This is a genomic window from Pseudoalteromonas sp. NZS100_1, from assembly GCF_015864285.1.
GTDB classification, from domain to species: Bacteria; Pseudomonadota; Gammaproteobacteria; order Enterobacterales; family Alteromonadaceae; genus Pseudoalteromonas; species Pseudoalteromonas arctica.
On the sequence record NZ_JADYXN010000003.1, the window covers coordinates 230,266 to 251,549 of the forward strand.

General features: G+C 39.7%; 18 protein-coding genes and 1 riboswitch. Of the genes, 10 read left to right on the plus strand and 8 right to left on the minus strand.

The features are described from left to right. The first annotated feature begins 16 nt into the window (after positions 1–16). The 4 genes from carB (at position 17) to ribB (ending at position 6,319) form a co-directional block, all read left to right on the plus strand. Complete coding sequence (gene carB / locus I6F66_RS03560; protein ID WP_197118863.1) at positions 17–3,235, plus strand: carbamoyl-phosphate synthase large subunit; 3,219 nt, start codon at positions 17–19, stop codon at positions 3,233–3,235. Positions 3,236–3,283: 48 nt separating this feature from the next. Then, the gene (gene greA / locus I6F66_RS03565) at positions 3,284–3,760 is read left to right on the plus strand and encodes a transcription elongation factor GreA (RefSeq protein ID WP_165741007.1); all 477 of its coding nucleotides are present in this window, start codon (positions 3,284–3,286) and stop codon (positions 3,758–3,760) included. Between the two features lie 352 nt (positions 3,761–4,112). Continuing rightward, entirely contained in the window at positions 4,113–5,171 is a 1,059-nt protein-coding gene (locus tag I6F66_RS03570) for a S66 peptidase family protein (RefSeq protein ID WP_165741008.1), read from the plus strand. Positions 5,172–5,251: 80 nt separating this feature from the next. Continuing rightward, positions 5,252–5,418: riboswitch (FMN riboswitch) on the plus strand. A 247-nt stretch (positions 5,419–5,665) separates the two neighbouring features. Beyond that, positions 5,666–6,319 (plus strand): 3,4-dihydroxy-2-butanone-4-phosphate synthase, encoded by a 654-nt coding sequence (gene ribB, locus I6F66_RS03575; protein ID WP_165741013.1) that lies wholly within the window; start codon positions 5,666–5,668, stop codon positions 6,317–6,319. A 79-nt stretch (positions 6,320–6,398) separates the two neighbouring features. On the opposite strand, the gene I6F66_RS03580 is transcribed toward ribB, so the two are convergent. Then, on the minus strand, positions 6,399–7,055 hold the full coding sequence (locus I6F66_RS03580; protein WP_165741009.1) for a nitroreductase family protein: 657 nt from the start codon (positions 7,053–7,055) through the stop codon (positions 6,399–6,401). Positions 7,056–7,423: 368 nt separating this feature from the next. Then, positions 7,424–8,449, minus strand: coding sequence for a zinc-binding alcohol dehydrogenase family protein (locus I6F66_RS03585; RefSeq protein WP_197208783.1), 1,026 nt, complete (start codon positions 8,447–8,449; stop codon positions 7,424–7,426). A gap of 133 nt (positions 8,450–8,582) precedes the next feature. Here I6F66_RS03585 and I6F66_RS03590 point away from each other — a divergent pair, with 133 nt between their 5' ends. From I6F66_RS03590 to rhlP, 3 genes are read left to right on the plus strand one after another with little or no spacing between them, the layout of a single operon-like run. Next, entirely contained in the window at positions 8,583–9,518 is a 936-nt protein-coding gene (locus tag I6F66_RS03590; RefSeq protein WP_165741011.1) for a LysR family transcriptional regulator, read from the plus strand. 13 nt (positions 9,519–9,531) lie between these two features. Next, complete coding sequence (locus I6F66_RS03595; RefSeq protein ID WP_165741012.1) at positions 9,532–9,876, plus strand: lactoylglutathione lyase; 345 nt, start codon at positions 9,532–9,534, stop codon at positions 9,874–9,876. Positions 9,877–9,924: 48 nt separating this feature from the next. Continuing rightward, positions 9,925–10,719 (plus strand): rhombotarget lipoprotein, encoded by a 795-nt coding sequence (gene rhlP, locus I6F66_RS03600; protein WP_050582150.1) that lies wholly within the window; start codon positions 9,925–9,927, stop codon positions 10,717–10,719. Positions 10,720–10,793: 74 nt separating this feature from the next. Here rhlP and I6F66_RS03605 read toward each other — a convergent pair whose 3' ends face one another. The 5 genes from I6F66_RS03605 to I6F66_RS03625 form a co-directional block, all read right to left on the minus strand. Then, complete coding sequence (locus tag I6F66_RS03605; RefSeq protein WP_165742107.1) at positions 10,794–11,684, minus strand: dienelactone hydrolase family protein; 891 nt, start codon at positions 11,682–11,684, stop codon at positions 10,794–10,796. A 106-nt stretch (positions 11,685–11,790) separates the two neighbouring features. After that, complete coding sequence (locus I6F66_RS03610; RefSeq protein WP_165742109.1) at positions 11,791–12,747, minus strand: alpha/beta hydrolase; 957 nt, start codon at positions 12,745–12,747, stop codon at positions 11,791–11,793. 37 nt (positions 12,748–12,784) lie between these two features. Continuing rightward, the gene (locus I6F66_RS03615) at positions 12,785–12,955 is read right to left on the minus strand and encodes a hypothetical protein (protein ID WP_165722537.1); all 171 of its coding nucleotides are present in this window, start codon (positions 12,953–12,955) and stop codon (positions 12,785–12,787) included. Between the two features lie 146 nt (positions 12,956–13,101). Continuing rightward, positions 13,102–16,251, minus strand: coding sequence for an efflux RND transporter permease subunit (locus I6F66_RS03620; protein WP_197118858.1), 3,150 nt, complete (start codon positions 16,249–16,251; stop codon positions 13,102–13,104). A gap of 2 nt (positions 16,252–16,253) precedes the next feature. Beyond that, positions 16,254–17,432, minus strand: coding sequence for an efflux RND transporter periplasmic adaptor subunit (locus I6F66_RS03625; protein WP_197118857.1), 1,179 nt, complete (start codon positions 17,430–17,432; stop codon positions 16,254–16,256). A gap of 169 nt (positions 17,433–17,601) precedes the next feature. On the opposite strand from I6F66_RS03625, the gene I6F66_RS03630 reads away from it, so the two are divergent. Further along, a complete protein-coding gene (locus tag I6F66_RS03630) occupies positions 17,602–17,865 on the plus strand; it encodes a YkgJ family cysteine cluster protein (protein ID WP_165741452.1) in 264 nt (87 codons plus the stop codon). A gap of 204 nt (positions 17,866–18,069) precedes the next feature. Further along, on the plus strand, positions 18,070–18,540 hold the full coding sequence (locus I6F66_RS03635) for a hypothetical protein (protein ID WP_197208784.1): 471 nt from the start codon (positions 18,070–18,072) through the stop codon (positions 18,538–18,540). A 108-nt stretch (positions 18,541–18,648) separates the two neighbouring features. On the opposite strand, the gene I6F66_RS03640 is transcribed toward I6F66_RS03635, so the two are convergent. Further along, positions 18,649–20,514: a TonB-dependent siderophore receptor gene (locus I6F66_RS03640; RefSeq protein WP_197118856.1), complete on the minus strand. Its 1,866-nt coding sequence runs from the start codon at positions 20,512–20,514 to the stop codon at positions 18,649–18,651. Between the two features lie 188 nt (positions 20,515–20,702). On the opposite strand from I6F66_RS03640, the gene I6F66_RS03645 reads away from it, so the two are divergent. Then, a complete protein-coding gene (locus tag I6F66_RS03645; protein ID WP_024607556.1) occupies positions 20,703–21,191 on the plus strand; it encodes a peptide-methionine (S)-S-oxide reductase in 489 nt (162 codons plus the stop codon). Positions 21,192–21,284 lie beyond the last annotated feature (93 nt).

A 21,284-nucleotide genomic window follows, 5' to 3' on the forward strand; every position in this document is an offset into this window, starting at 1 on the left:
TTTAACTGGAGTAATAATGCCAAAACGTACCGACATAAAAAGCATTCTTATCTTAGGCGCAGGCCCAATTGTAATTGGTCAAGCGTGTGAATTTGACTACTCTGGTGCTCAAGCGTGTAAAGCACTTAGAGAAGAAGGCTACAGAGTTATATTAGTTAACTCAAACCCTGCAACTATCATGACAGACCCTGATATGGCCGATGCAACATACATCGAACCCATTCATTGGGAAGTGGTAGAAAAAATCATTGAAAAAGAAAAGCCTGATGCAATACTGCCTACAATGGGTGGTCAAACAGCATTAAACTGTGCACTTGAACTAGACAAGCACGGTGTATTGGCTAAGCACGGCGTTGAACTTATTGGTGCAACGGCTGATGCAATCGACAAAGCAGAAAACCGCGAACGCTTTGACGTAGCAATGAAAAATATTGGTCTTGAATGTCCACGTGCTGAGATTGCTCATTCTATGGATGAAGCCAAAGACATCATAACGCGCATTGGTTTGCCATGTATTATCAGGCCTTCTTTTACTATGGGCGGCACCGGCGGCGGTGTGGCGTATAACTTAGAAGAGTTTGAAGAAATTTGTGAACGCGGCTTAGATTTATCGCCTACTAGCGAATTATTGATTGATGAATCACTAATTGGTTGGAAAGAGTACGAAACAGAAGTTGTACGTGATAAAAACGACAACTGTATTATTGTTTGTACCATTGAAAACTTTGACCCTATGGGTGTTCACACTGGCGATTCAATCACCGTTGCACCAGCGCAAACGCTAACCGACAAAGAATACCAAATTATGCGTAACGCCTCTATGGCAGTATTACGTGAAATTGGTGTAGAAACTGGCGGCTCGAACGTACAGTTTGGTATTAATCCTGAAGATGGCCGTATGGTTATCATTGAGATGAACCCACGTGTATCACGTTCATCTGCACTAGCATCAAAAGCAACGGGTTTCCCAATTGCTAAAATTGCTGCAAAATTAGCTGTAGGTTACACGCTTGATGAACTTCAAAACGACATTACTGGTGGCAAAACACCTGCGTCTTTTGAGCCTTCAATCGATTACGTTGTTACAAAAATTCCTCGCTTTAACTTTGAAAAATTTGCCGGTGCAAACGACCGTTTAACTACGCAAATGAAATCAGTTGGCGAAGTAATGGCAATTGGTCGTAATCAACAAGAGTCACTACACAAAGCATTACGGGGTCTTGAAGTAGGCGCTACAGGTTTTAACCCAATAGTGGCACTTGATGACCCTAAAGCAAAAGAAAAAATCATCCGCGAACTACGCGAGCCAGGCGCTGAGCGTATTTGGTACATTGCCGATGCAATGCGCCATGGCATGAGCGTTGATGATGTTTACGAGCTGACTAAAGTAAACCGTTGGTTCTTAGTTCAAATAGAAGACATTTTAAAAGACGAAGCAAAAATAGCGAAAGTAGGCATGGCGGGTTTAAATGCTGACTTCCTACGTAAACTTAAACGCAAAGGCTTTGCAGATCCGCGTATAGCAGAAATTGCAGGTGTATCTGAAGCTGAAATTCGTAAAAAGCGTCATTTATTAAACATAGTGCCAGTATACAAACGTGTTGATACGTGTGCTGCAGAATTTAGCTCAGACACAGCTTACATGTACTCAACTTACGATGAAGAGTGTGAAGCTAACCCAACTGATCGTGATAAAATCATGGTTATTGGTGGTGGTCCAAACCGTATCGGTCAAGGTATTGAGTTTGATTACTGTTGTGTACATGCCTCGCTTGCGCTTCGTGAAGACGGCTATGAAACCATCATGGTTAACTGTAACCCTGAAACGGTATCTACCGATTATGATACTTCGGATCGTTTATACTTTGAACCAATTACGCTTGAAGACGTACTCGAAATCGTACGTGTTGAAAAGCCAAAAGGCGTTATCGTACAATACGGTGGTCAAACACCACTTAAGCTAGCGCGTGAGCTTGAAGCTAATGGTGTGCCAGTCATTGGTACTTCACCAGATGCGATTGACCGTGCAGAAGACCGCGAACGTTTCCAACAACTTGTTGAGCGTTTAAACTTACTTCAGCCAGAAAACGCAACAGTAACTTCAACTGAAGAAGCCTTACTTAAGTCAGTTGAAATTGGCTTCCCACTCGTTGTTCGCCCGTCGTACGTACTAGGTGGTCGTGCAATGGAAATTGTATACGACGAAGATGATTTACGTCGCTACATGACCGAAGCTGTACAAGCATCAAACGAAGCACCTGTATTACTGGACCGTTTCTTAGATAACGCGATTGAAGTTGACGTTGACGCAATTTGTGACGGCGAGCAAGTAATCATCGGCGGTATCATGGAGCACATTGAGCAAGCGGGTGTTCACTCGGGTGACTCAGCCTGTTCATTACCAGCACATTCTTTATCACAAGAAGTGCAAGACGTAATGCGCAAGCAAGTAACCGACATGGCGCTTGAACTTGGTGTTGTTGGCTTGATGAATACACAGTTTGCAGTAAAAGAAGACAAAGTGTACTTAATCGAAGTCAACCCTCGTGCTGCACGTACTGTACCGTTTGTATCAAAAGCTACGGGTGTAGCGCTTGCAAAAGTAGCTGCACGTTGTATGGCTGGTCAGTCTTTAGCAAGCCAAGGTATTACTAAAGAAGTGATTCCTCCTTACTACAGCGTTAAAGAAGTTGTACTGCCGTTTGCTAAGTTTCAAGGTGTGGATCCAATCCGTGGTCCTGAGATGCGTTCAACAGGTGAAGTGATGGGTGTTGGCGATACTTTCGCCGAAGCATTCGCAAAAGCACAATTAGGTGCAAGCAATACTTTACCACGCGGTGGTCGCGCGTTATTATCTGTTCGTAATAGCGATAAGCCACGTATTGTTGAATTAGCCAAAATCATGACCGACTTAGGTTTTGAACTTGACGCAACTGGTGGCACGGCAGAAGCTCTTGAAGAAGCTGGCATTGAAGTACGACGTGTAAACAAAGTATATGAAGGCCGCCCGCATATTCTTGATTATATTAAGAATAAAGAGTACAGCTATATTGTTAATACCACCGAAGGTCGCCAAGCGATCGAAGATTCGAAGGTGTTACGTCGTGGTGCATTGCAAAATAAAACCAACTATACGACAACCTTGAACGCGGCATTCGCTAACTGTACTGCTAACAAAGCAGATGACCGCAGTAAAGTGACGTCAGTTCAAGAGCTACACCTGCGATTGAACTAAGGAAATGTGCCAAGGCCAACTAGGGCCTTGGTGTTAAGTGAGAAAAGTATGCAATCAATTCCGATGACAGTTCGTGGCGCAGATTTACTGCGTAAAGAGCTTAACGAATTAAAAACAGTTACCCGTCCTAAAATCGTAAGTGATATTGCGGTTGCACGTGAACATGGTGACTTAAAAGAAAACGCTGAGTATCATGCTGCACGTGAGCAACAGGGTTTTTGCGAAGGTCGTATTCAAGAAATTGAAGCTAAGCTTTCAAATGTTCAAATTATCGACGTAACTAAAATGCCAAATACCGGTAGAGTTATTTTTGGTACAACGGTGACTATTGTAAATGTAGAAACCGATGCTGAAGTAAAATACCGTATTGTAGGCGATGATGAAGCAAATATTAAAAATAACTTAATATCTGTTAACTCACCTATAGCGCGTGGCTTAATTGGTAAACAAATGGACGACTCAGTGTCTATTCAAACACCAAAAGGTATTGTTGAGTTCGAAATCATTGAAGTTGAGTATCTTTAACGTATAACTCACTTTAACGTTTTAAATAAAAACCGATGTAATTACATCGGTTTTTTTATGCCTGAAATTTAATATTAAAACTTATACCAATTCCAATAAATAGCTGATCTATTTTACTTGCTAAAATAACCCATTTATTTGTTGTTAATTTCGTAAAGGGAACAACCATTTACATCAATTTACGCCTAGAACTGAATTGTTTTTTCGGCGTAAAATTCAGATCACATACTTAATGGAATTGGTATTATTATTTTGCTGACCTCAAAGCATTAGCTCATTTATACATTCATATTGTATAAAGAGTGTACGTGTTGATATAGGTACATAATCACTTTATTAAAAAGGAACACCCATGGCTAATATTCTTTACCCAGCGCCTTTAAAAGTAGGCTCTAAAATTGCAATTTGCTCGCTGTCATCAGGCCTAAAAGAAAAATACCACGGGCGATTAGATATTGTGATAGAGGGATTAAAGCACCGTGGCTATGAGGTTGTAGAGGGGGAGTTTTTACGCCAAAACAGACCACGTAATGAGCTTAATGCTAAAGCCCATGCCGAGCAACTAATGGGTTTATTACTAGATGATGAAATAGATGCCATTATGCCGCCAATGGGTGGTGAGCTGGCAATGGAGGTATTGCCACTACTTGATTTTAACGCGATTAAACAAGCCAAACCTAAATGGCTAGTTGGGTTTTCTGATGTGAGCACGATTGCATGTGCACTCACCGCTAAGTGCCAATGGGCAACACTTCACAGCGCTAACCTTATGCAGTTACATCCTGACGAAAAAAGTCCTTATTGCCTGCAAATATTTGAAACACTAAGTTATGAAGCAGGTAGCAAATTTGAGCAAGCCCCGTCATCGCATTATCAAAAAAATAGACCTGATTACGTACAAAACCCAAATGCATTGTTTGAACACACAGAAGTTACTCAGTGGCAGTGTTTAAATTACTTTGATGCACGCACTATTGAAATGTCGGGTCGCTTATTTGGTGGCTGTTTAGATACAGTCGGCTTATTACTCGACTCTCCATTTTTGGCACTACATGAATTTAAAAAACACAGTGCACCCGAAGGGCTTATTTTATACCTAGAAAACTCAGAGCTGACGCCAACAACCGTTGCACGGTTTTTACTTTCATTAAAATTAGCAGGTATATTTGACGATATAAACGGTATTATTATTGGTCGCAGCGTGATCACTCAAGGTCAAGATGCTTCTTTTGATTACCGTCACGCGCTTGATGTTGCACTAGGTGGGTGTTTATTTCCTGTGATTATTGATGCCGATATTGGTCATGCTCCACCTAACTTAAATTTAGTAAACGGCGCTACTTGTACAATCACCGCTGACATAAATGAAGGTAAAGTAGTCAAAGCCTCATTAAATACCGAGCTTTGTTAGAAGTTTATTCACTTACCTTTGATAAGTAATTAAGTTAAAGGGTATAATAAGCCCGCTTTTATAGCGCTTTAGTTATAAAAGTACATTCTCAGGGCGGGGCGAAATTCCCCACCGGCGGTATGTCTAATGTTATTTATAACTTAGACGAGCCCGCGAGCGCTTTATTTAACCTAGGTTAAGTAAAGGTCAAGCAGATCTGGTGAGATGCCAGAGCCGACGGTTACAGTCCGGATGAAAGAGAATATGGCTTATTATACTAATACCAATTTTATTAAAGACACGATCATTGTATCGCGTTAAGTGAGCTATTTTTTAGCGCTATAATAGGTTACTAATTTAATGCCGTTGGTATAACAGTGTGCGCTGCTTTTTGCTGCGTGCTTTTTGTTATTTTATTTAAGCTATTTTGGTAGTGATCGTTTTAAATTTAAAGCGATATATTACTGATCCTTTCACAGTCCTGAATCTATTATTTTTTTATTTGGAATATAATGATGATTCAGTCTCTACTTACTCAATTCGGCGAAAGCCATATCCGCGTACAAAGCGCAATTGCTGCACTACAGCAAGGGCAAGGCGTACTTGTTGTTGATGATGAAAACCGTGAAAATGAAGGCGACTTTGTATTTTCAGCTGAGCATTTAACGACTTCTCAAATGGCCGAAATGATCCGCGAAGGCAGCGGTATTGTTTGCTTGTGTATGGGGGAGGAGCGCATTAAACAGCTCGACTTACCGCAAATGGTAACCCACAACACAAGTCAAAATAACACCGCTTATACAGTCACTATTGAAGCTAAGCATGGCGTTACAACAGGCGTGTCTGCTGCTGATAGAGTAACTACTATAAAAGCAGCGACAGACGATAACGCCAAACCAAGTGATTTATCGCGCCCAGGGCATGTATTTGGTTTAAAAGCACAAACGGGTGGAGTATTAGTTCGTCGTGGTCATACCGAAGCATCCGTTGATTTAATGCAACTTGCCGGCTTAAAACCATTTGGCGTAATATGCGAACTAACAAATCCAGATGGTTCAATGGCGCGCTTACCTGAGGTGAGTGATTATGCTAATAAACATAATATGAGTGTGGTTTCTATTGAGGATTTAGTGCAATACATTCAGGCTGCGCAGCTTCAAGTAAGTTAAACTGCTTTAAAGCAAAAAACCACTTATTTAAATAAGTGGTTTTTTAATATTGTTATCATTTAAGTTTATAACGTATTACTTATAAAACCTGAATAACTTGCTCTTTTGCTAAGCGAGATTTAGGTAATTTAGCATTATAATCCTCAGCGCTATCGTGATAGCCAAGTACTAATGCCACGTCGCATACGTAACCATCAAGTTCTTTTTCAAAAACTTCGCCAATCAGCTCGGCATCTACGCCTTCCATTGGAGTAGAGTCAACACCTAAGCGTGCAGCTGCATGCATAGTGTTACCCAGTGCAATGTAAGTTTGTGCTTTAGTCCACTCTTCATTACCGCCTTGCTCATCAGTATTCATATCAACAAACGCGTAAGCACCAAAAGCTTGTTCGCGATTTTCTGCTTTAGTACGACCATTTTTAATATCTGCATCAATTACTTGTGCGTAATCATCGCGGGTATATTTAGGGTTGTGAGCAAATAATATTATATGCGAAGCTGTTTTAATGTGTGGCTGGTTAAACGCAAATTTATTAGCAAATGTACTATGCATACGCTCTTTAGCCTCATCTGATTCAATTACGATGAATTTCCAAGGCTGCGAGTTAATAGATGAAGGAGACAGGCGCATAGCTTCGTAAATAACGGCTAAATCGTCTTGAGATACACGTTTCGTTGCATCATAACGTTTTGCTGTGTAGCGCTTTTCTAAGTCATTAATAATAGGGTGAGTCATTAGTTTTTCCATTGAGTAGGTGTTTTACCAGTATTTACTATGTTGAGTCAGTTTTAGTAAAAACAAACCCTTTTAAAAATTTATTACAAAAATAATATCGTGCTTTTAAATCACTCTACTTACTTAATACAATCGATATATCTACGTAACGTAAGGCTTATCAATATAGCTATGTGCGGATAGTAGAGGATTATTACAATATGATAAACAGGTATATGGTTGAATCATTATCAAATATTATTAGGTAATAGTTTCTTTAATAAATATAAATACAGCAAAAGCCACCCCGAAATATTGGCTGGAGACGCCAATTGCATTGGCGCCTTTAATCAATTCAGGTATAAATAAGGCGTGTAATATTTATAGAATTAAAAACCTTCCAACACTATTTTGCCAATAGAGCGACCTTCTTCAAGTTCTGTGTGTGCAATACGCAGGTTAGCCGCATTTATAGTGCCTAAGTTTTTACCAATCGTGGTTTGAATGTAGCCTTGGTCAATCAAATCGGCAACATGATTTAATAACTTACTTTGCTCAATTAAATCTTTGGCATTAAACATTGAGCGGGCAAACATAAATTCCCAATGTAGAGATAAACTCTTCATTTTTAATTTGCTAACATCTAATGACTCAGGATCGTCAATCATTGCAATTTTACCAAATGGTGCAAGTACCTCTGTATACGCTTCAAAGTAAGTATCAGTACTGTGCAGGCTTGCTACATGTGTTACCGAGCCAATGTTTAATGCGTCAATTTGAGCAGGTAATGGTTTTGTATGGTCAACGACATAATCTGCGCCTAGTTTTTTAACCCATGCTTGAGAGCTTTCGCGCGATGCAGTGGCAATCACCGTTGCGCCAGTAATCGCTTTAGCAAGTTGAATAAAAATAGAGCCAACGCCGCCTGCGGCACCTGTTACTAAAATAACCTCTTCTGATTTTGTTGTTGCATCAGCAGCTTGTTTTACAATGTTTAAATGCTCAAATAATAATTCGTACGCTGTTATTGCAGTAAGGGGTAATGCAGCCGCTTCAGCATCGTTTAAGCTCTGCGGTTTAAATCCTACAATGCGCTCATCCACTAATTGAAATTCTGCATTACTACCTGGGCGAGTAATGTCACCTGCGTAATAAACCGCATCACCGAGTTTAAATGCCGTTACAGCATCGCCGATTGCAACAACTTCACCAACTGCATCCCAACCAATAACTTTTACTTCACCATCAGCAGGGGGCATAGATGCACGCACTTTGTAATCTGCTGGGTTAACTGCAATTGCTTTAACTTTAATTAATAAGTCGCGACCTGTTGCAACTGGCTGTGGTAATTCAACATCAATTAACGATTCAGGATTAGAAACAGGAAGAGATTTTTTATAACCAATGGCTTTCATAATAAATGTCCTAATTTGTTTACGTATAAGGTGCAAGCCATGCTTTGGCTAGCTGATGGATATATAGTAGACCTTGCTTTAATGTAGATAAACCGCATAATCGTTGAATCATTATCAAATATAAATAGATAATATGAACATAGAAGATTTAAAACTTATTTTAAAAGTCGCTGAGTTTAGAAGTATTACGCTCGCAGCGGCTAAGTTAGATATGCGTACAGCCACAGCAAGCGCCGCTATTAAACGCGTGGAGTCAGCGCTTGGTAGCGAGCTGTTTGTTCGTACCACACGTCATTTAAGGTTGTCGGCTGCTGGGGAGCGCTACATACCACAATGTGAACAGGCTTTGGCAGTGCTTGAGCTCGCAAAGCAAAACCTTAAAGGTGAACACGACGAAATAGAAGGCGAATTGCGTGTTGCACTTTCATCTGACTTAGGGCGTAACTTGGTGATCCCATGGATTGATGAACTCATGGACACTTATCCAAAGCTAAGTTTAAGAACCCATATAAGTGATAGCAATATCGACTTTTACCGTGACTCAGTTGATATAGCGCTTCGTTATGGCTCGCCTAATGATGCAAGCGTTTATGGTTTTAAAATTTGTAACGTACCGCGCTTGTTGTGTGCTAGCGAAGAATACCTGCTACAAAATGGAAGCCCTGTGCATCCCGATGATTTAGCGTCGCATCAAGGTTTGTTTTATCAGTTGCAGGATATTATAAATAATACGTGGGAATTCAGTGATGGTGAGTCAAAATATAAAGTTAAAATGGATGGCAGGCGCGCCTCAAACGATGGCGATTTAGTCAGGCGCTGGTGCGTTGCGGGTAAGGGCTTAGCTGTAAAGTCGGCACTTGATATAGCTGACGATTTACTTAATGACAGGGTAGTTACTGTTATGCCAAATTATCAACATGTTAATGGTGAACTTTGGCTTATTTGCCCAAGTAGGCAGTCAATAACCCCAGCGGTGCGTTTACTACGTGATGCATGCAGAGCAAAATCCCAAGCTATTTTGCAACAGTTGGTAAATAAAGGAATTATTAATAAAAGCGTACTGAGCTAATTAAGGAAGAGTTATGCAAGTTGATGATATTAGAATTTTTATTCCCTGTAAAAATTATGGACAATCTCAGCGCTTTTATAAAGCGCTTGGATTTAAGATTGAAGATGCCTCAAATGATTTATGTGTGTGTGCCTTTGGCGAATGTACGTTCTTTTTACAGCGTTATTATAATAAAACGTTTGCTGAAAACTTAATGCTGCAACTTTGTGTGTTAAATATAGATGAAGCATACGAACTCATTAGTAACCTAAACGGTTTTGATATCCGCTTTGAGGGTATAAAAAAAGAACCTTGGGGTAGCGTTATTTACTTATGGGGACCATCGGGTGAGCTTTGGCACGTAACTGAATTAAATTAAAAATAAAAAGGAATAAATGTGAGATTTAATAAATATATAATCATTTTTATGGCGACCTTACTGGCTTCTTGTAGTTCGTTTGTGAGCAACAATACAGGTAAAAATACGCAATCTAGTAGCTTAATGGATTTCTTATATCCTGATCAACAAAGTCGCTCTACCTATAAACCTGAAATACCTGTTTTAAAACTCCCTGTTACTGTTGGAATTGCATTTGTACCGTCTAAAAACTGGCAGCCAGACGGGTTAGAGACCCAAAACCAAGTTGAGTTACTCGAAAAAGTAAAAAAGTCATTTCTACAATATGATTACATTGACCGCATTGAAGTTATACCAAGTACCTATTTAAAAGGAGGTGAAGGCTTTGCAACACTCGAGCAAGTCGGGAGGCTTTACGATGTAGATGTAATGGCACTGGTTTCATATGATCAAGTTACGCAATCTTATGAAAATAATGCAGCCTTACTTTATTGGACAATAGTGGGTATGTACGTTATTCCAGGTAATGAAAATACAATTCAAACCTTTGTGGATACAGCTGTTTTTGATATTAAAAGTAGAAAAATGCTATTTAGAGCACCAGGTATAAGTAAACTTGAAAAAAGAACAACAGCAATAGGTATTGATGAAACGTTATCTGAAAAGTCGGCTGAAGGTTTTAATCTAGCGGTTAGTGATATGAGTACTAATTTAGATGCAGAACTAGCAAGGTTTAAAACACGTGTTAAAGAAGAAAAAATTGCAAAAGTCGAAAATAAAGATGGCTCTAGTAGCGGTGGCTCTTTGAGTATTTATTTACTCGTTTTGTTGTCGTTATTAGTTATGCGTAGCAAAAAAATTTAAAGTTGATAAAAAACTAAGTATTTTTAATAATGCCACCGGCTTAGAGCTGGTGGCATTATTTTTTATTCGCTAACTTAGCTTAACTTTTTATCAAAAAACTCAACGGTACGTTGCCATGCAAGCTCGGCATTGTCTTTATCATAACGACCTGTAGAGTCGTTATGAAATCCATGATTTGCCCCTTTGTACATATGCATAGTGTATTCAACATTATTAGCTTTTAAGTCTTGTTCGTACTGTGGCCACGACGCGTTTACACGTTTATCTAGCTCGCCTAATTGAATCATTAATGGTGCTTTAATATTTTTACGTAAACTTTCGCTGGCAGGAGTGCCGTAAAAAGGTACGCCGGCACTGAGTAAGTTGCTATCTACTGCCGCTAAGTAATTAACAATGTAGCCACCAAAACAAAAACCGACAGCGCCTAACTTACCGTTACTGTTAGCATGCGATTTTAAAAAGTGCGCTGCGGCAACAAAATCGTTTTGAATTTTAGCGCGATCCATGGTTTTTTGCATAGCGCGTCCATCATCATCATTACCAGGGTAGCCACCCAGTGGAAAGAGCGCGTCGGGTGCAAACGCAATAAAACCGACCTTAGCTAAGCGCCTTGCTACGTCTTTTACGTAAGGATTTAAACCACGGTTTTCGTGTACCACAAGTACAACAGGGAGCTTACCTTCTATGTTTTTAGGGGTTGCTAAGTAACCTTTGCCTTTACCGTGCCCGTCTGGCGAATCGAATTCTTCGTATGTTGCTTTAATATCATCGTCATTAAACGATACTTGTTCAGCAAGTGCATAGTTAGGTAATAATGCTGATGTAAGTACAGCCATCGAAAAGCCAAGAGCAGCAAGGCCACCGAGTTTTTTCATAAAAGTACGTCGGTCCATTAAACCGTGGGCGTATTCGTCATACCAATCAAAGGCTTCTTGAGGAATGTGATCAGAAGGAGATGTATTCATGGCTGTTTCTTAACTTTATTATGTCTATTTATTATTTAAATACCATAACGTATTAGGGATAAAAAACGAGCAATATTTCTCTCAATTATTAGGACTGTTGCCAAAGTTACCCATCAAGCAAGGCAAGGAGCACATTCCTTTGTTGTGCGGATATTAAAGAAACCATTTCAAGGTGATTTAAATCTTTTACCTCATAAATGCTCACTTTTGGGTTACTAAGAGTAAGCAACCCATTATATGGACTCACTTTGTCTGCATTACTTGAAAAGATGTAAGTTTGCCTTGCATGAGGGGTCTTATTTAGATTACTTAATATGTCGAGTTTATTAAGAGGTACTTTACTTTTTTCAATTACCTTAGCCGCGACTTCGTTTATATAATCATCACCTAACAGTTTGCTATAAACAGGGTATGATAACTTAGCAATTGTTCTTAGTGCGGCTTCAAAATTAATCATTGGAGCAAAAAGTATATGCTTATTAATATTGAGTTTGGTTGTGAGGTCGATGCTTGCAACTGCACCCATTGAGTAACTAAGCAATGAAATGTCGGTGTATTGGTGTTCATTTATATATTTTACTAATAAATCAAGGGAGTTTAAGCCATACTTAAATTCATCGTATTGATTACTTGCAGGCATCACTATTACATTCTTTCCAGTGATATGGCTAAGCCATCGGGCTTGCATGGTATAAACCAAACTATTTACGCCATATCCCGGAAAAATAATTAAAAGCCCATCGTTTGACTTACTCGGTAAGTTATCAGCATTGAGTTGATATTCAAAAGTATCGTCTTCAGTGCTTCCTCTACTAATTAAAGTTAATGTTAACGTATTGCCACTTAGTAGATAATTATCAATATCCTTAGGTGAAATAACCCTAAAATCAAGACAATCTATTTCGCTGCTACAGTAATGGGTTTGTGCTCCAGATAAAGCGATAGAGCTCTCAAATTCTTTAGGGAGAACTTTCCCCGGAGGCTTAGTTATTTGATAAGCAATATAGCTCTGGCAACCACTTAAAAAAATAACTAAAGAAATAATCAGTATGTATAAGCGCATTAAAGTCCCTTTAATTTTCAGCTAAAATTTTTATTGATTAATTAATGCCTGATATCCCTTCATCTACGCCGATTAAAAAGTCGAGCCCTACAAACGCAAACGATATTGCAACGGCGCCTAATAGCATTAAGTTGCGGTTATTCTTTTTGTAGCCAATTGTGGTTAGTACAGCAAATACGATAAATAAAATAAGTTGAAGTGTGCCCATCATTATTCCTTTTGAGGGTTATATTTATAGAGTCAAACTATCAGTAAGATAAAGACTTGGCAAATAGGTGAATATCATTTTTAAGCTTAAAATAAAAAGCTCGGCATATAGTATGCCGAGCTTTTTTGGTTGGGATGTTACTTAATTTAGCTATTAGTAGGCGCTGGTTGGGCATCTACTAGTGGTGGCTTGCCACGCATTTTACGTACTAATCGTTTAGCATCTTCTAGTGCAACATACTGGCACGGTATAAGTATCAGTGTAATTACTGTGGCAAATAACACACCAAAGGCAAGTGATACGGCCATTGGGATAACTATTTTAGCTTGTAAACTCGTTTCAAAAATAATTGGCATTACCCCAATAAAGGTTGTGATTGAAGTCAGTAGTATCGCTCTAAAGCGACGTGCACCGGCTTGCATTACAGCGTCTTTAGTTGCGACACCTTCGGCGCGTGCTTTGTTTACAAAATCAACCATAACGAGGGAGTCATTTACAACCACACCCGCTACAGCAATAATCCCAAACATCGATAAGCTACTCATGGTCATACCTAAAATCATATGCCCAAACATAGCGCCAACTACACCAAACGGAATAACCGACATAATAATAAGTGGCTGCGAGTAAGAACGAAGTGGAATCGCTAATAACGCAAATATAATCATCATTGATATACCAAAATCACGAAGCTGCTCTGAGGCGCTGTCCATCTCTTCTTGAATGCGCCCAGCTACATCACTCGTAACCCCAGGGTAGCTTTTAAGTAGTGTAGGTAAGTATTCATCACGAATTTCTTCTGCAATAGCAAAGGGTTCGGCTTGGTCGGTATTTACCGCAGCCCATACGTTTACAGTACGTTTAGAGTTTTCGCGGCGAATACGGTTTACACCGTCAACTAGTTTAACTTCGGCTACTTCACTTAGCGGAACTTCAGCGCCAGTAGGTGTAATAATACGCACACTTGCAATGTCACTTATTGAGTTACGTTCGTCTTCTGGGTAGCGGATCATGACTTTAATTTCTTCGCCTTCACGCAATATTCGCTGCGCTTCTAAGCCGTAGTAACTAAAGCTTACTTGCGATGCGACATCAGCAAGCGTTAAACCCATGCTGTAAGCGAGTGGTTTTAAATCAAGTTGTACTTCGTCAGTGGCGCTTTGCATTGAGTCGTTTACGTCGCCAACACCTTCGATTGTTTGTAATTTGGCTTTTAATTTACCTGCCACTTCTTTTAGTTCGTCAGCATTTTTGCCTTCAAGTTTAAAGCTAACGTCGCCATCATCTCGACCGCCATTCATTATACTGTCTTGAATGGTCATGGTCTTAACGCCAGGTAAAGCGGGCATTTGTTCGCGCCATAATGCACTTAGGGCAAAGGTGTCGATAGGACGCAAATCAGGCTCTACTAAAATGGCCATAATGTTTGCTTGCGTTCTGCCGCGCAGACTTACCGATAAATCGCGGATCATCGGTTTACCGTATTGCTCTTGTAATTGTTGATCGACCTTTAACAAAACGCCTTCTATTTTACGTGCGGTTTCAAGCGTTGCTTGCTCAGACGAAGCAAGGTTCATTTCTATATCAATACGCGGAAAGTCGTGCGGTATTTTAGGGTTTGGTACAAATTTAACTAAACCACCTGCAAACATACCTGCGCTTACAATAAGCAAACACATAAAGCCAACAATTACGGTATAGCGATAGTGAATACAGCGGCCAACAAAAGGAAGGTAGTAGTTGTTCACAAAGCCTTTTAAGCCACTATCAATCACCATACGTAAGCGGTGTAATAGATTTTTAGGATTTGGTTTACGTGGGTTCATTGCTGCAATGTGCGCAGGTAAAATAAGCTTTGATTCTATGAGTGAAAAAATCAAACATAAAATAATAACGCCACCAATTGCCTTAGAAAAAGCAGCGCCAGGGCCTGTTGCCATTGTTTGTGGTAAAAATGCCGCAATGGTCGTTAGTACACCAAAGGTTGCTGGCATCGCAACACGTTTAACACCACGTACAACATTATCAAGAGTGTGGCCGTACTTTTCAATTTCGGCGCTGGCTGACTCGCCCACAACTATGGCGTCATCAACAACAATCCCGAGTACAAGTATAAAGGCAAAAAGAGAGGCTAGGTTAATAGTTACGTCTAAAAAGCCAATAGGCATAAACAAAAAGGCGCCTAAAAACGAAACCGGTAAGCCCATCATTACCCAAAATGCTAAGCGTAGCGGTAAAAATAGTGCCAGCACTATCATTACTAACAAGCCACCCCAAATCATGTTATCGACCATCATATCGAGTCGACCTTCAAGGTAGTAGGTTAAATCAACAATAGGGGAGAGCTTAACGCCTGCAGGTAAAAGTGGCTCTTTAGTGGCCATGTAGCTTTTAAGGACTTTTGCTACATCGGTAATGTCTTGATCTTTTGATGCGTTAACTTCAAACGAGAGTGAATTTTTACCATTGTATTTTGAATACTGTAAGCCTTCTTCAAAGCCATCATTAATAGTTGCAACATCGCCTAAGTAAATTTGTGCGCCATCAGCAAGGGTAATAAGTGGGAGCCTTTCAAACTCAAAGCCACGGTAGGCTTGTTTTTCTACACGCATCGAAATATAACCGTTTTCAGAGCGTATTTGCCCCGCCGACATATTTGCCGAAAAGCTTTGCACAGCGCCTGCAATATCTCTAAATGTTAAGCCATATTCGCGCAGTTTATCTGGGCTGACTTCTATACCAATTTCGTACTCTAAACCGCCGTTAAAATTAACCAGGTTAACGTGAGGCAGCGCTTGTAACTCATCTTTTATATCGTTGCCAAGCTCTTTTAACTGGTAGTTACTCATGTCGCCATAAAGCGCGAGTATCATTACCTCTTGCTCAAACTTATCACGGCGAACAACAGGGCGTTCCATTCCTGCAGGAAAGGTATTTATTGAATCAACTTGTACTTTAATTTCATCAAGTACTTCTTGTGGATTGTATTGCTCTTCTATTTCAATCCACGCTTGAGAAAAACCACGATTAGAGTAGGTAATTAGGCGTTTAATGCCTTCAAGACCTTCAAGGTTTTCTTCAACTTTAATCGTAATTCCTTCTTCAACCTCTTGCGGGGCAGCCCCAGGATAAACTGCTTGTACGCTTATCCAGTTGCTTTCAAATTGTGGGAACATTTGTTTGCGAATGGTCATCGCCATTAAAAGACCGCCCACTAATATAAATATCATTAGTAGGTTGGCAGCAACGGGATTTCGGGCAAACCATGCTATTAACCCTGTTTCACGAGTGTTCATGATTATTCCTCTTTCAGCGCAAGTTGAGTTACATCAGTTTTATCAGGCGCAATATCTTCAACTTTTACTGCCATACCTTCAGTTGGATACTCAAGCGCTGAGGTAACAATTTGCTCGCCATTTTTTAGCCCTTGGCTGGCTATAATCATGCCGTTTTGTTCGCGTATAATATTGAGAGTTTTAAACGATAATGTTAAATCGTCATTTAAAATTACAATTTTATTATCTTTAACTAAGTGGTGCGCAACAATAATTGCGTTATCAAGCGGGCGACCTTCAATGGTAGCATTAATGTACGAACCAAAACGAAGAGGGCGCGTTTTATCGCCGTAAGGTGTTGCCAGTTGTGCTACCAAATAGCTCATGCGGCTTGTTTGATCAACCACACCTTCGGTGCGAATTACTTTGGCTTGCCACATTGTTTGCTTACCCGCGTATTCTGCGTTAAATGTAACATTTGAGCCTACGCCGCCATTTTTTAAATATTGCAGTTCTTGGTCGGCAACGGGTAAACGTACCTCTGCAACTGAGGTTGCACTCAATGCACCAAAACTATTACCTGGGTTTACTACTGAACCTAAGCTAATTGTGCGCTCGTTAATAATGGCATCGTACGGGGCTTTAATATAAGTACGTTCAAGGTTGCGGCTTGCACGTTTAACACTTGCTTGAGCAGAGCGGTAACGCGCGAGCTTTTCGGCCAGTTGTGGTTTACGTAAATAAAGCTCTGATGCAATAGCATCGCTAGAGTCGGATTTAATACGTTCCCATTCTGCTTTCGCTACATGCGCTTGTGCGCGTTCTATTTCAAGTGCTGAGCTTGCTTGAGCTAAACCTGCTTGCGCTTCGATAAAGTCAGCCTCGTAATCATTTGCATCAATTCGTGCTAAAATATCGCCTTGCTTTACAAACGCGCCTTCAACAAATTGATCTGACACCAAAATAACTTGCCCACTTACTTGTGCTATTAATTCGGTACGATCTTTTGGTTTTACTATGCCGTACGATTTAACATCGAGCGTTATAGAATCTAAGAGTATGCTTTGGGTCGCAACTAAAGGTCGAATGTCTTGCTCAGGCTTTTCTTCTGGTGGCTTTTTCATGGCCATAAAGGCGAAAGCTAAAGCAATACCGCCTGCTAAAACTGCAATTGGGAGTATTATTTGTTTTGTAGTAGCCACAAGGCATTCCTTCATAATTGGTGGTGACAGAGCAATAATACGCAATAAAGTGTTTACAAGGCGTTTTAAGATGTAACAAAGCATTACATATGTGTATTGCAACTTAGCGTGTGGCTAATTACGTTCTTAAAAAGGAATAAAAGTAAGTGTTTTTTATACAGAGGATATTATGAAAACAGAATCAATGACTTGCAGATTAGGCTGCGGTGCATGCTGTATTGCGCCAAGTATTAGCTCCCCAATACCAGGAATGCCAAACGGTAAAAAGGCCGGAGAGCGCTGTATTCAGCTAGATGAACGTAATTTATGTAAGTTATTTGGTGATTCAAGCCGACCTAAAGTATGTAGTGATTTTAGCGCCACGCTTGATGTGTGCGGGTCAACAAATGCACAAGCTCTAGCGCTTATTACAGAGCTTGAAGAGCTAACTTAATCCTCGTTTTTAATACACATCTATTTACAATATATTATTAATAAAAATCTTCATAAGGTTATTAAAAGCAGTCGTTAATTTATTTAATGGCGAAATATTAGACATATTTAATTTTGTTGCTAATATAGGAAATTGTAAGATACTTTTTATAAATCTCATTTATAGGTGATTTCGTTCAATCTTAATTTTTAAAAGGAAAGAAAAATGAAAAATTTATTTACAGCATTTACATTAGGTGTGACTTTATTAGGTTGTTCAAACTTACCCATTAAAACCGATATTAAAGAAGGCCACTTTAGACTCGAAAACTTTAAAAGAGAGCAGGGAGTAGATCTAGAATATGTCCACTTGATGTGCTTTAACAAAAAACCTACACAATGGGCTGAACCAAAGCAGTATATCAGTGGTGAGCATGATTTATGGGTAAAGGCGAGTGTTTCAAACCCTGATGTTTTAAATAGTCAAAAAGAAGCTTTTGTTAATTTTAACGTTAATTTAGATTCTGATAAAAGCTACATGCTAAATAGAAAAAGGGAAGGGGATAAAATATCAATCTGGATACAAGAAGTTGAAACCGGTACGGTTGTTTCGCAGGTTCTTACAGATGAGCTTAGTCGCCCTTTACAAATTGATAATGAGCTAAGAAAAAGACAATGTCGTTCTGGTTCAATATAAGCTGAGTAATCAAAGCTCTTAACATTTAGTATGTCGTTTATTCTTTGCTAAATATTTATTCAAAGACCTGTTTTAAATAAACAGGTCTTTGAATGTGATAGCTCAATTCTACCAACGATACGTTGCGCTTAACGTATATTGCTCACCTCGCCCTGGTGTACCAGGTATCTCTTCAAACGATTCACCCAATAAGTTATCTGCTGCTAAAGTAATAAATAAGTTTTTTAGCATTGGCGGCGTAATTTTTAACGTTAAATGGGTAAATAAAGCATCGTCGTCACTACCGCGCAGCGCATTTTCGTGCTGTTTGCGCCACTCGTTATCTATTCTAAACTGCAATATATCAGTAGGATTCCAAACTGCGCCGAGTGTTAGGCGGTGATCAGGAAAGTTTAATGCGTAAAAACTAGCATCAATATCTGCCGCACCGTAATTTTCTGATTTATGAAGGTAGGTGTAACTCGCTACAATTTCGGTTGTTTCAAAGTGTTTAGTTGCTAAGAACTCAATGCCCGTTGTATTTATATCTACAGGGTTTGCAAATCGCGCAGAGCTTGAGTCAAAATTAAACGTCCAATCGGTTAAGTTGTCATCTTTACGATAAAAAATAGCCGAATTAAGTTGCCAAGTTTGCTCATCAACTAATAAACCTAGCTCTAGGCTTTTAGTCGTTTCGCGCTCAAGGGTGTAATTACTTCTAAATAACCCGCCTGAATCACTTCCGCCAATGGCGGTATAGCCTGCTACTTGGCTTGCCTCTGCGTACGATAAATAAAACGTGCGCTCAAAACCTTTGCTGTTTTGTGTATTAAGCGTTATATCACCAATAAGTGACAGTTCAGAGTCGTCTCTATTTGTATCGTCAAACGCAGCACCTAAGCGAAATGTAAGTTGTTTATTGCCCTCAAGTGCCATTTTATACTCTGGCAATACACTCACTTTATAATAGTTACGCGAGGTAAAATTGTTTTCAAGCGTGGTCGATTCAATTGAATCGTCAATAAACTGCGCTGAGTAATTTACAGCAAATACATCACTTTGAGCATGGCGACCTGATAGCCCTAACGACTTAACTTCACTTTTATGAAATGCTTCAAATGCACTGGGGTTTTCGCGAGAGTAAATATAGTGATCGTTGTGTGTGCGGTAATAAGCCGACACTTCAAAGTTACTATCCTGCGCATAATTTTGCTTATGGTTTAGCATTAATAAGCGGGTTTCTAGCTCTTCTGTTTCGTTAACGCCAAATGGAGTGTACAAATTTGGCCAACCAAAAAACTTATCTTGTGAGCCAAAAAACAAATCTGTTTGAGAATCAGCGCCAGCTAATTGAACGCGACCCGATGCACGCGTAAAGTCGTGATCGCCGTTATCAATTGTGCCATCGCTTTGTGAGTGAGAAATCTCGCCTTCAAAACCAAGCTTCCAATCCTTTGCGCCTTCAAGGGGCATACTTACACCTGCATGTAAGCTTTGTAAGTTAAAATCGTTTGTGCCAGTACCTACCGATACACTGCCGCCCGTGCTAATTGGTTTCCAGCCAAATGATACAGTGCCTACAGAGCTATTAGCACCATTAAGCGCATTGTCTGCGCCTGTTAAAATATAAGGGCCGGTAAGCATTTGCGGTGCAATAGGAATTTCAGCAAAGTAATGGCCAGATTGTGGGTCAAGTAAAGTAGCACTGCCAACCCTAAAGCCGGTATTTTCAAAAATACCACCACGTATAGTTACATCGGCTTGCGCTTCAGCCATATTACGTGATTGCAAATCAACACGTGGGTCATACTCTAAATTAGATACTGGAGAGTCAAATGTACCTACAGGTAATGTGTTTGCAGTGGGCGATGCCTCAACCGTTATTTTTTCGATTGCCGGTAATGTTTCAGTTTTATCAGTTACAGCTTCGCCGTAGGCAAAACTGCTCGCGCTGCATAGCAGTGCTGGGAGTATAAAGTGCGGTGACCATTTCATGTTGTGTGTCTCATTTTTTTATATGCAATTACGGTAACAATTAAATTCAGAACACACTTTTAAGGCGTGATAAAATAATTCAATTAAACAACTGCGATTTTGGCGCGATTGTACATTAATTCATTAAAAACTGCATTTGATAATCATTTGCAAAGTTAATGCATCTAACAAACTTGGTCACATTTATTATGAATATAAAACAACAAGATACTATTTACTTTGCTGGTGGCTGCCTGTGGGGCGTGCAAGAATTTTTAAAGCACTTACCTGGTGTAATAAGTACTGAAGCAGGGCGGGCTAATGGAAAAAACGATAATACACAAGGCGAATACGACGGTTATGCTGAGTGTGTAAAAGTAATATTTAGTACAAAAGAGGTTAGCTTAAACGAGCTGTTTGGCTTCTTTTTTGAGATTATTGATCCGTATAGCGTTAACAAACAAGGGGATGACGTAGGCCCTAAATATCGCACTGCCATTTATAGCAAAAGCCAAGATCATTTAAAGGTCGCTAGCAATTATATAAGCCAGCGAAGTGATGCCGATAAAATTGTGGTAGGGGTAGAGCTGCTAACTAACTACGTGCCAAGCGATCCTGAGCATCAAGACCGCTTAACTAATCACCCTGATGATTACTGTCATATACCGCTTGAGTTACTGCATAAGTATAAATCGTAACTTTAACACGGTGTTTTTGTAGATACCATCTCTCATTTTAAGCTTCAAGGTCGTATTTAACTTTCTTGGAGCTTAAACGCTTCTTGGTTTTTT

Bases quoted from the DNA above. Each gene is read 5' to 3' on its own strand.
- carB (WP_197118863.1), top strand. From the start codon at position 17: ATGCCAAAACGTACCGACATAAAAAGCATTCTTATCTTAGGCGCAGGC.
- greA (WP_165741007.1), top strand. From the start codon at position 3,284: ATGCAATCAATTCCGATGACAGTTCGTGGCGCAGATTTACTGCGTAAA.
- I6F66_RS03570 (WP_165741008.1), top strand. From the start codon at position 4,113: ATGGCTAATATTCTTTACCCAGCGCCTTTAAAAGTAGGCTCTAAAATT.
- ribB (WP_165741013.1), top strand. From the start codon at position 5,666: ATGATTCAGTCTCTACTTACTCAATTCGGCGAAAGCCATATCCGCGTA.
- I6F66_RS03580 (WP_165741009.1), bottom strand. From the start codon at position 7,055: ATGACTCACCCTATTATTAATGACTTAGAAAAGCGCTACACAGCAAAA.
- I6F66_RS03585 (WP_197208783.1), bottom strand. From the start codon at position 8,449: ATGAAAGCCATTGGTTATAAAAAATCTCTTCCTGTTTCTAATCCTGAA.
- I6F66_RS03590 (WP_165741011.1), top strand. From the start codon at position 8,583: ATGAACATAGAAGATTTAAAACTTATTTTAAAAGTCGCTGAGTTTAGA.
- I6F66_RS03595 (WP_165741012.1), top strand. From the start codon at position 9,532: ATGCAAGTTGATGATATTAGAATTTTTATTCCCTGTAAAAATTATGGA.
- rhlP (WP_050582150.1), top strand. From the start codon at position 9,925: ATGGCGACCTTACTGGCTTCTTGTAGTTCGTTTGTGAGCAACAATACA.
- I6F66_RS03605 (WP_165742107.1), bottom strand. From the start codon at position 11,684: ATGAATACATCTCCTTCTGATCACATTCCTCAAGAAGCCTTTGATTGG.
- I6F66_RS03610 (WP_165742109.1), bottom strand. From the start codon at position 12,747: ATGCGCTTATACATACTGATTATTTCTTTAGTTATTTTTTTAAGTGGT.
- I6F66_RS03615 (WP_165722537.1), bottom strand. From the start codon at position 12,955: ATGGGCACACTTCAACTTATTTTATTTATCGTATTTGCTGTACTAACC.
- I6F66_RS03620 (WP_197118858.1), bottom strand. From the start codon at position 16,251: ATGAACACTCGTGAAACAGGGTTAATAGCATGGTTTGCCCGAAATCCC.
- I6F66_RS03630 (WP_165741452.1), top strand. From the start codon at position 17,602: ATGAAAACAGAATCAATGACTTGCAGATTAGGCTGCGGTGCATGCTGT.
- I6F66_RS03635 (WP_197208784.1), top strand. From the start codon at position 18,070: ATGAAAAATTTATTTACAGCATTTACATTAGGTGTGACTTTATTAGGT.
- I6F66_RS03640 (WP_197118856.1), bottom strand. From the start codon at position 20,514: ATGAAATGGTCACCGCACTTTATACTCCCAGCACTGCTATGCAGCGCG.
- I6F66_RS03645 (WP_024607556.1), top strand. From the start codon at position 20,703: ATGAATATAAAACAACAAGATACTATTTACTTTGCTGGTGGCTGCCTG.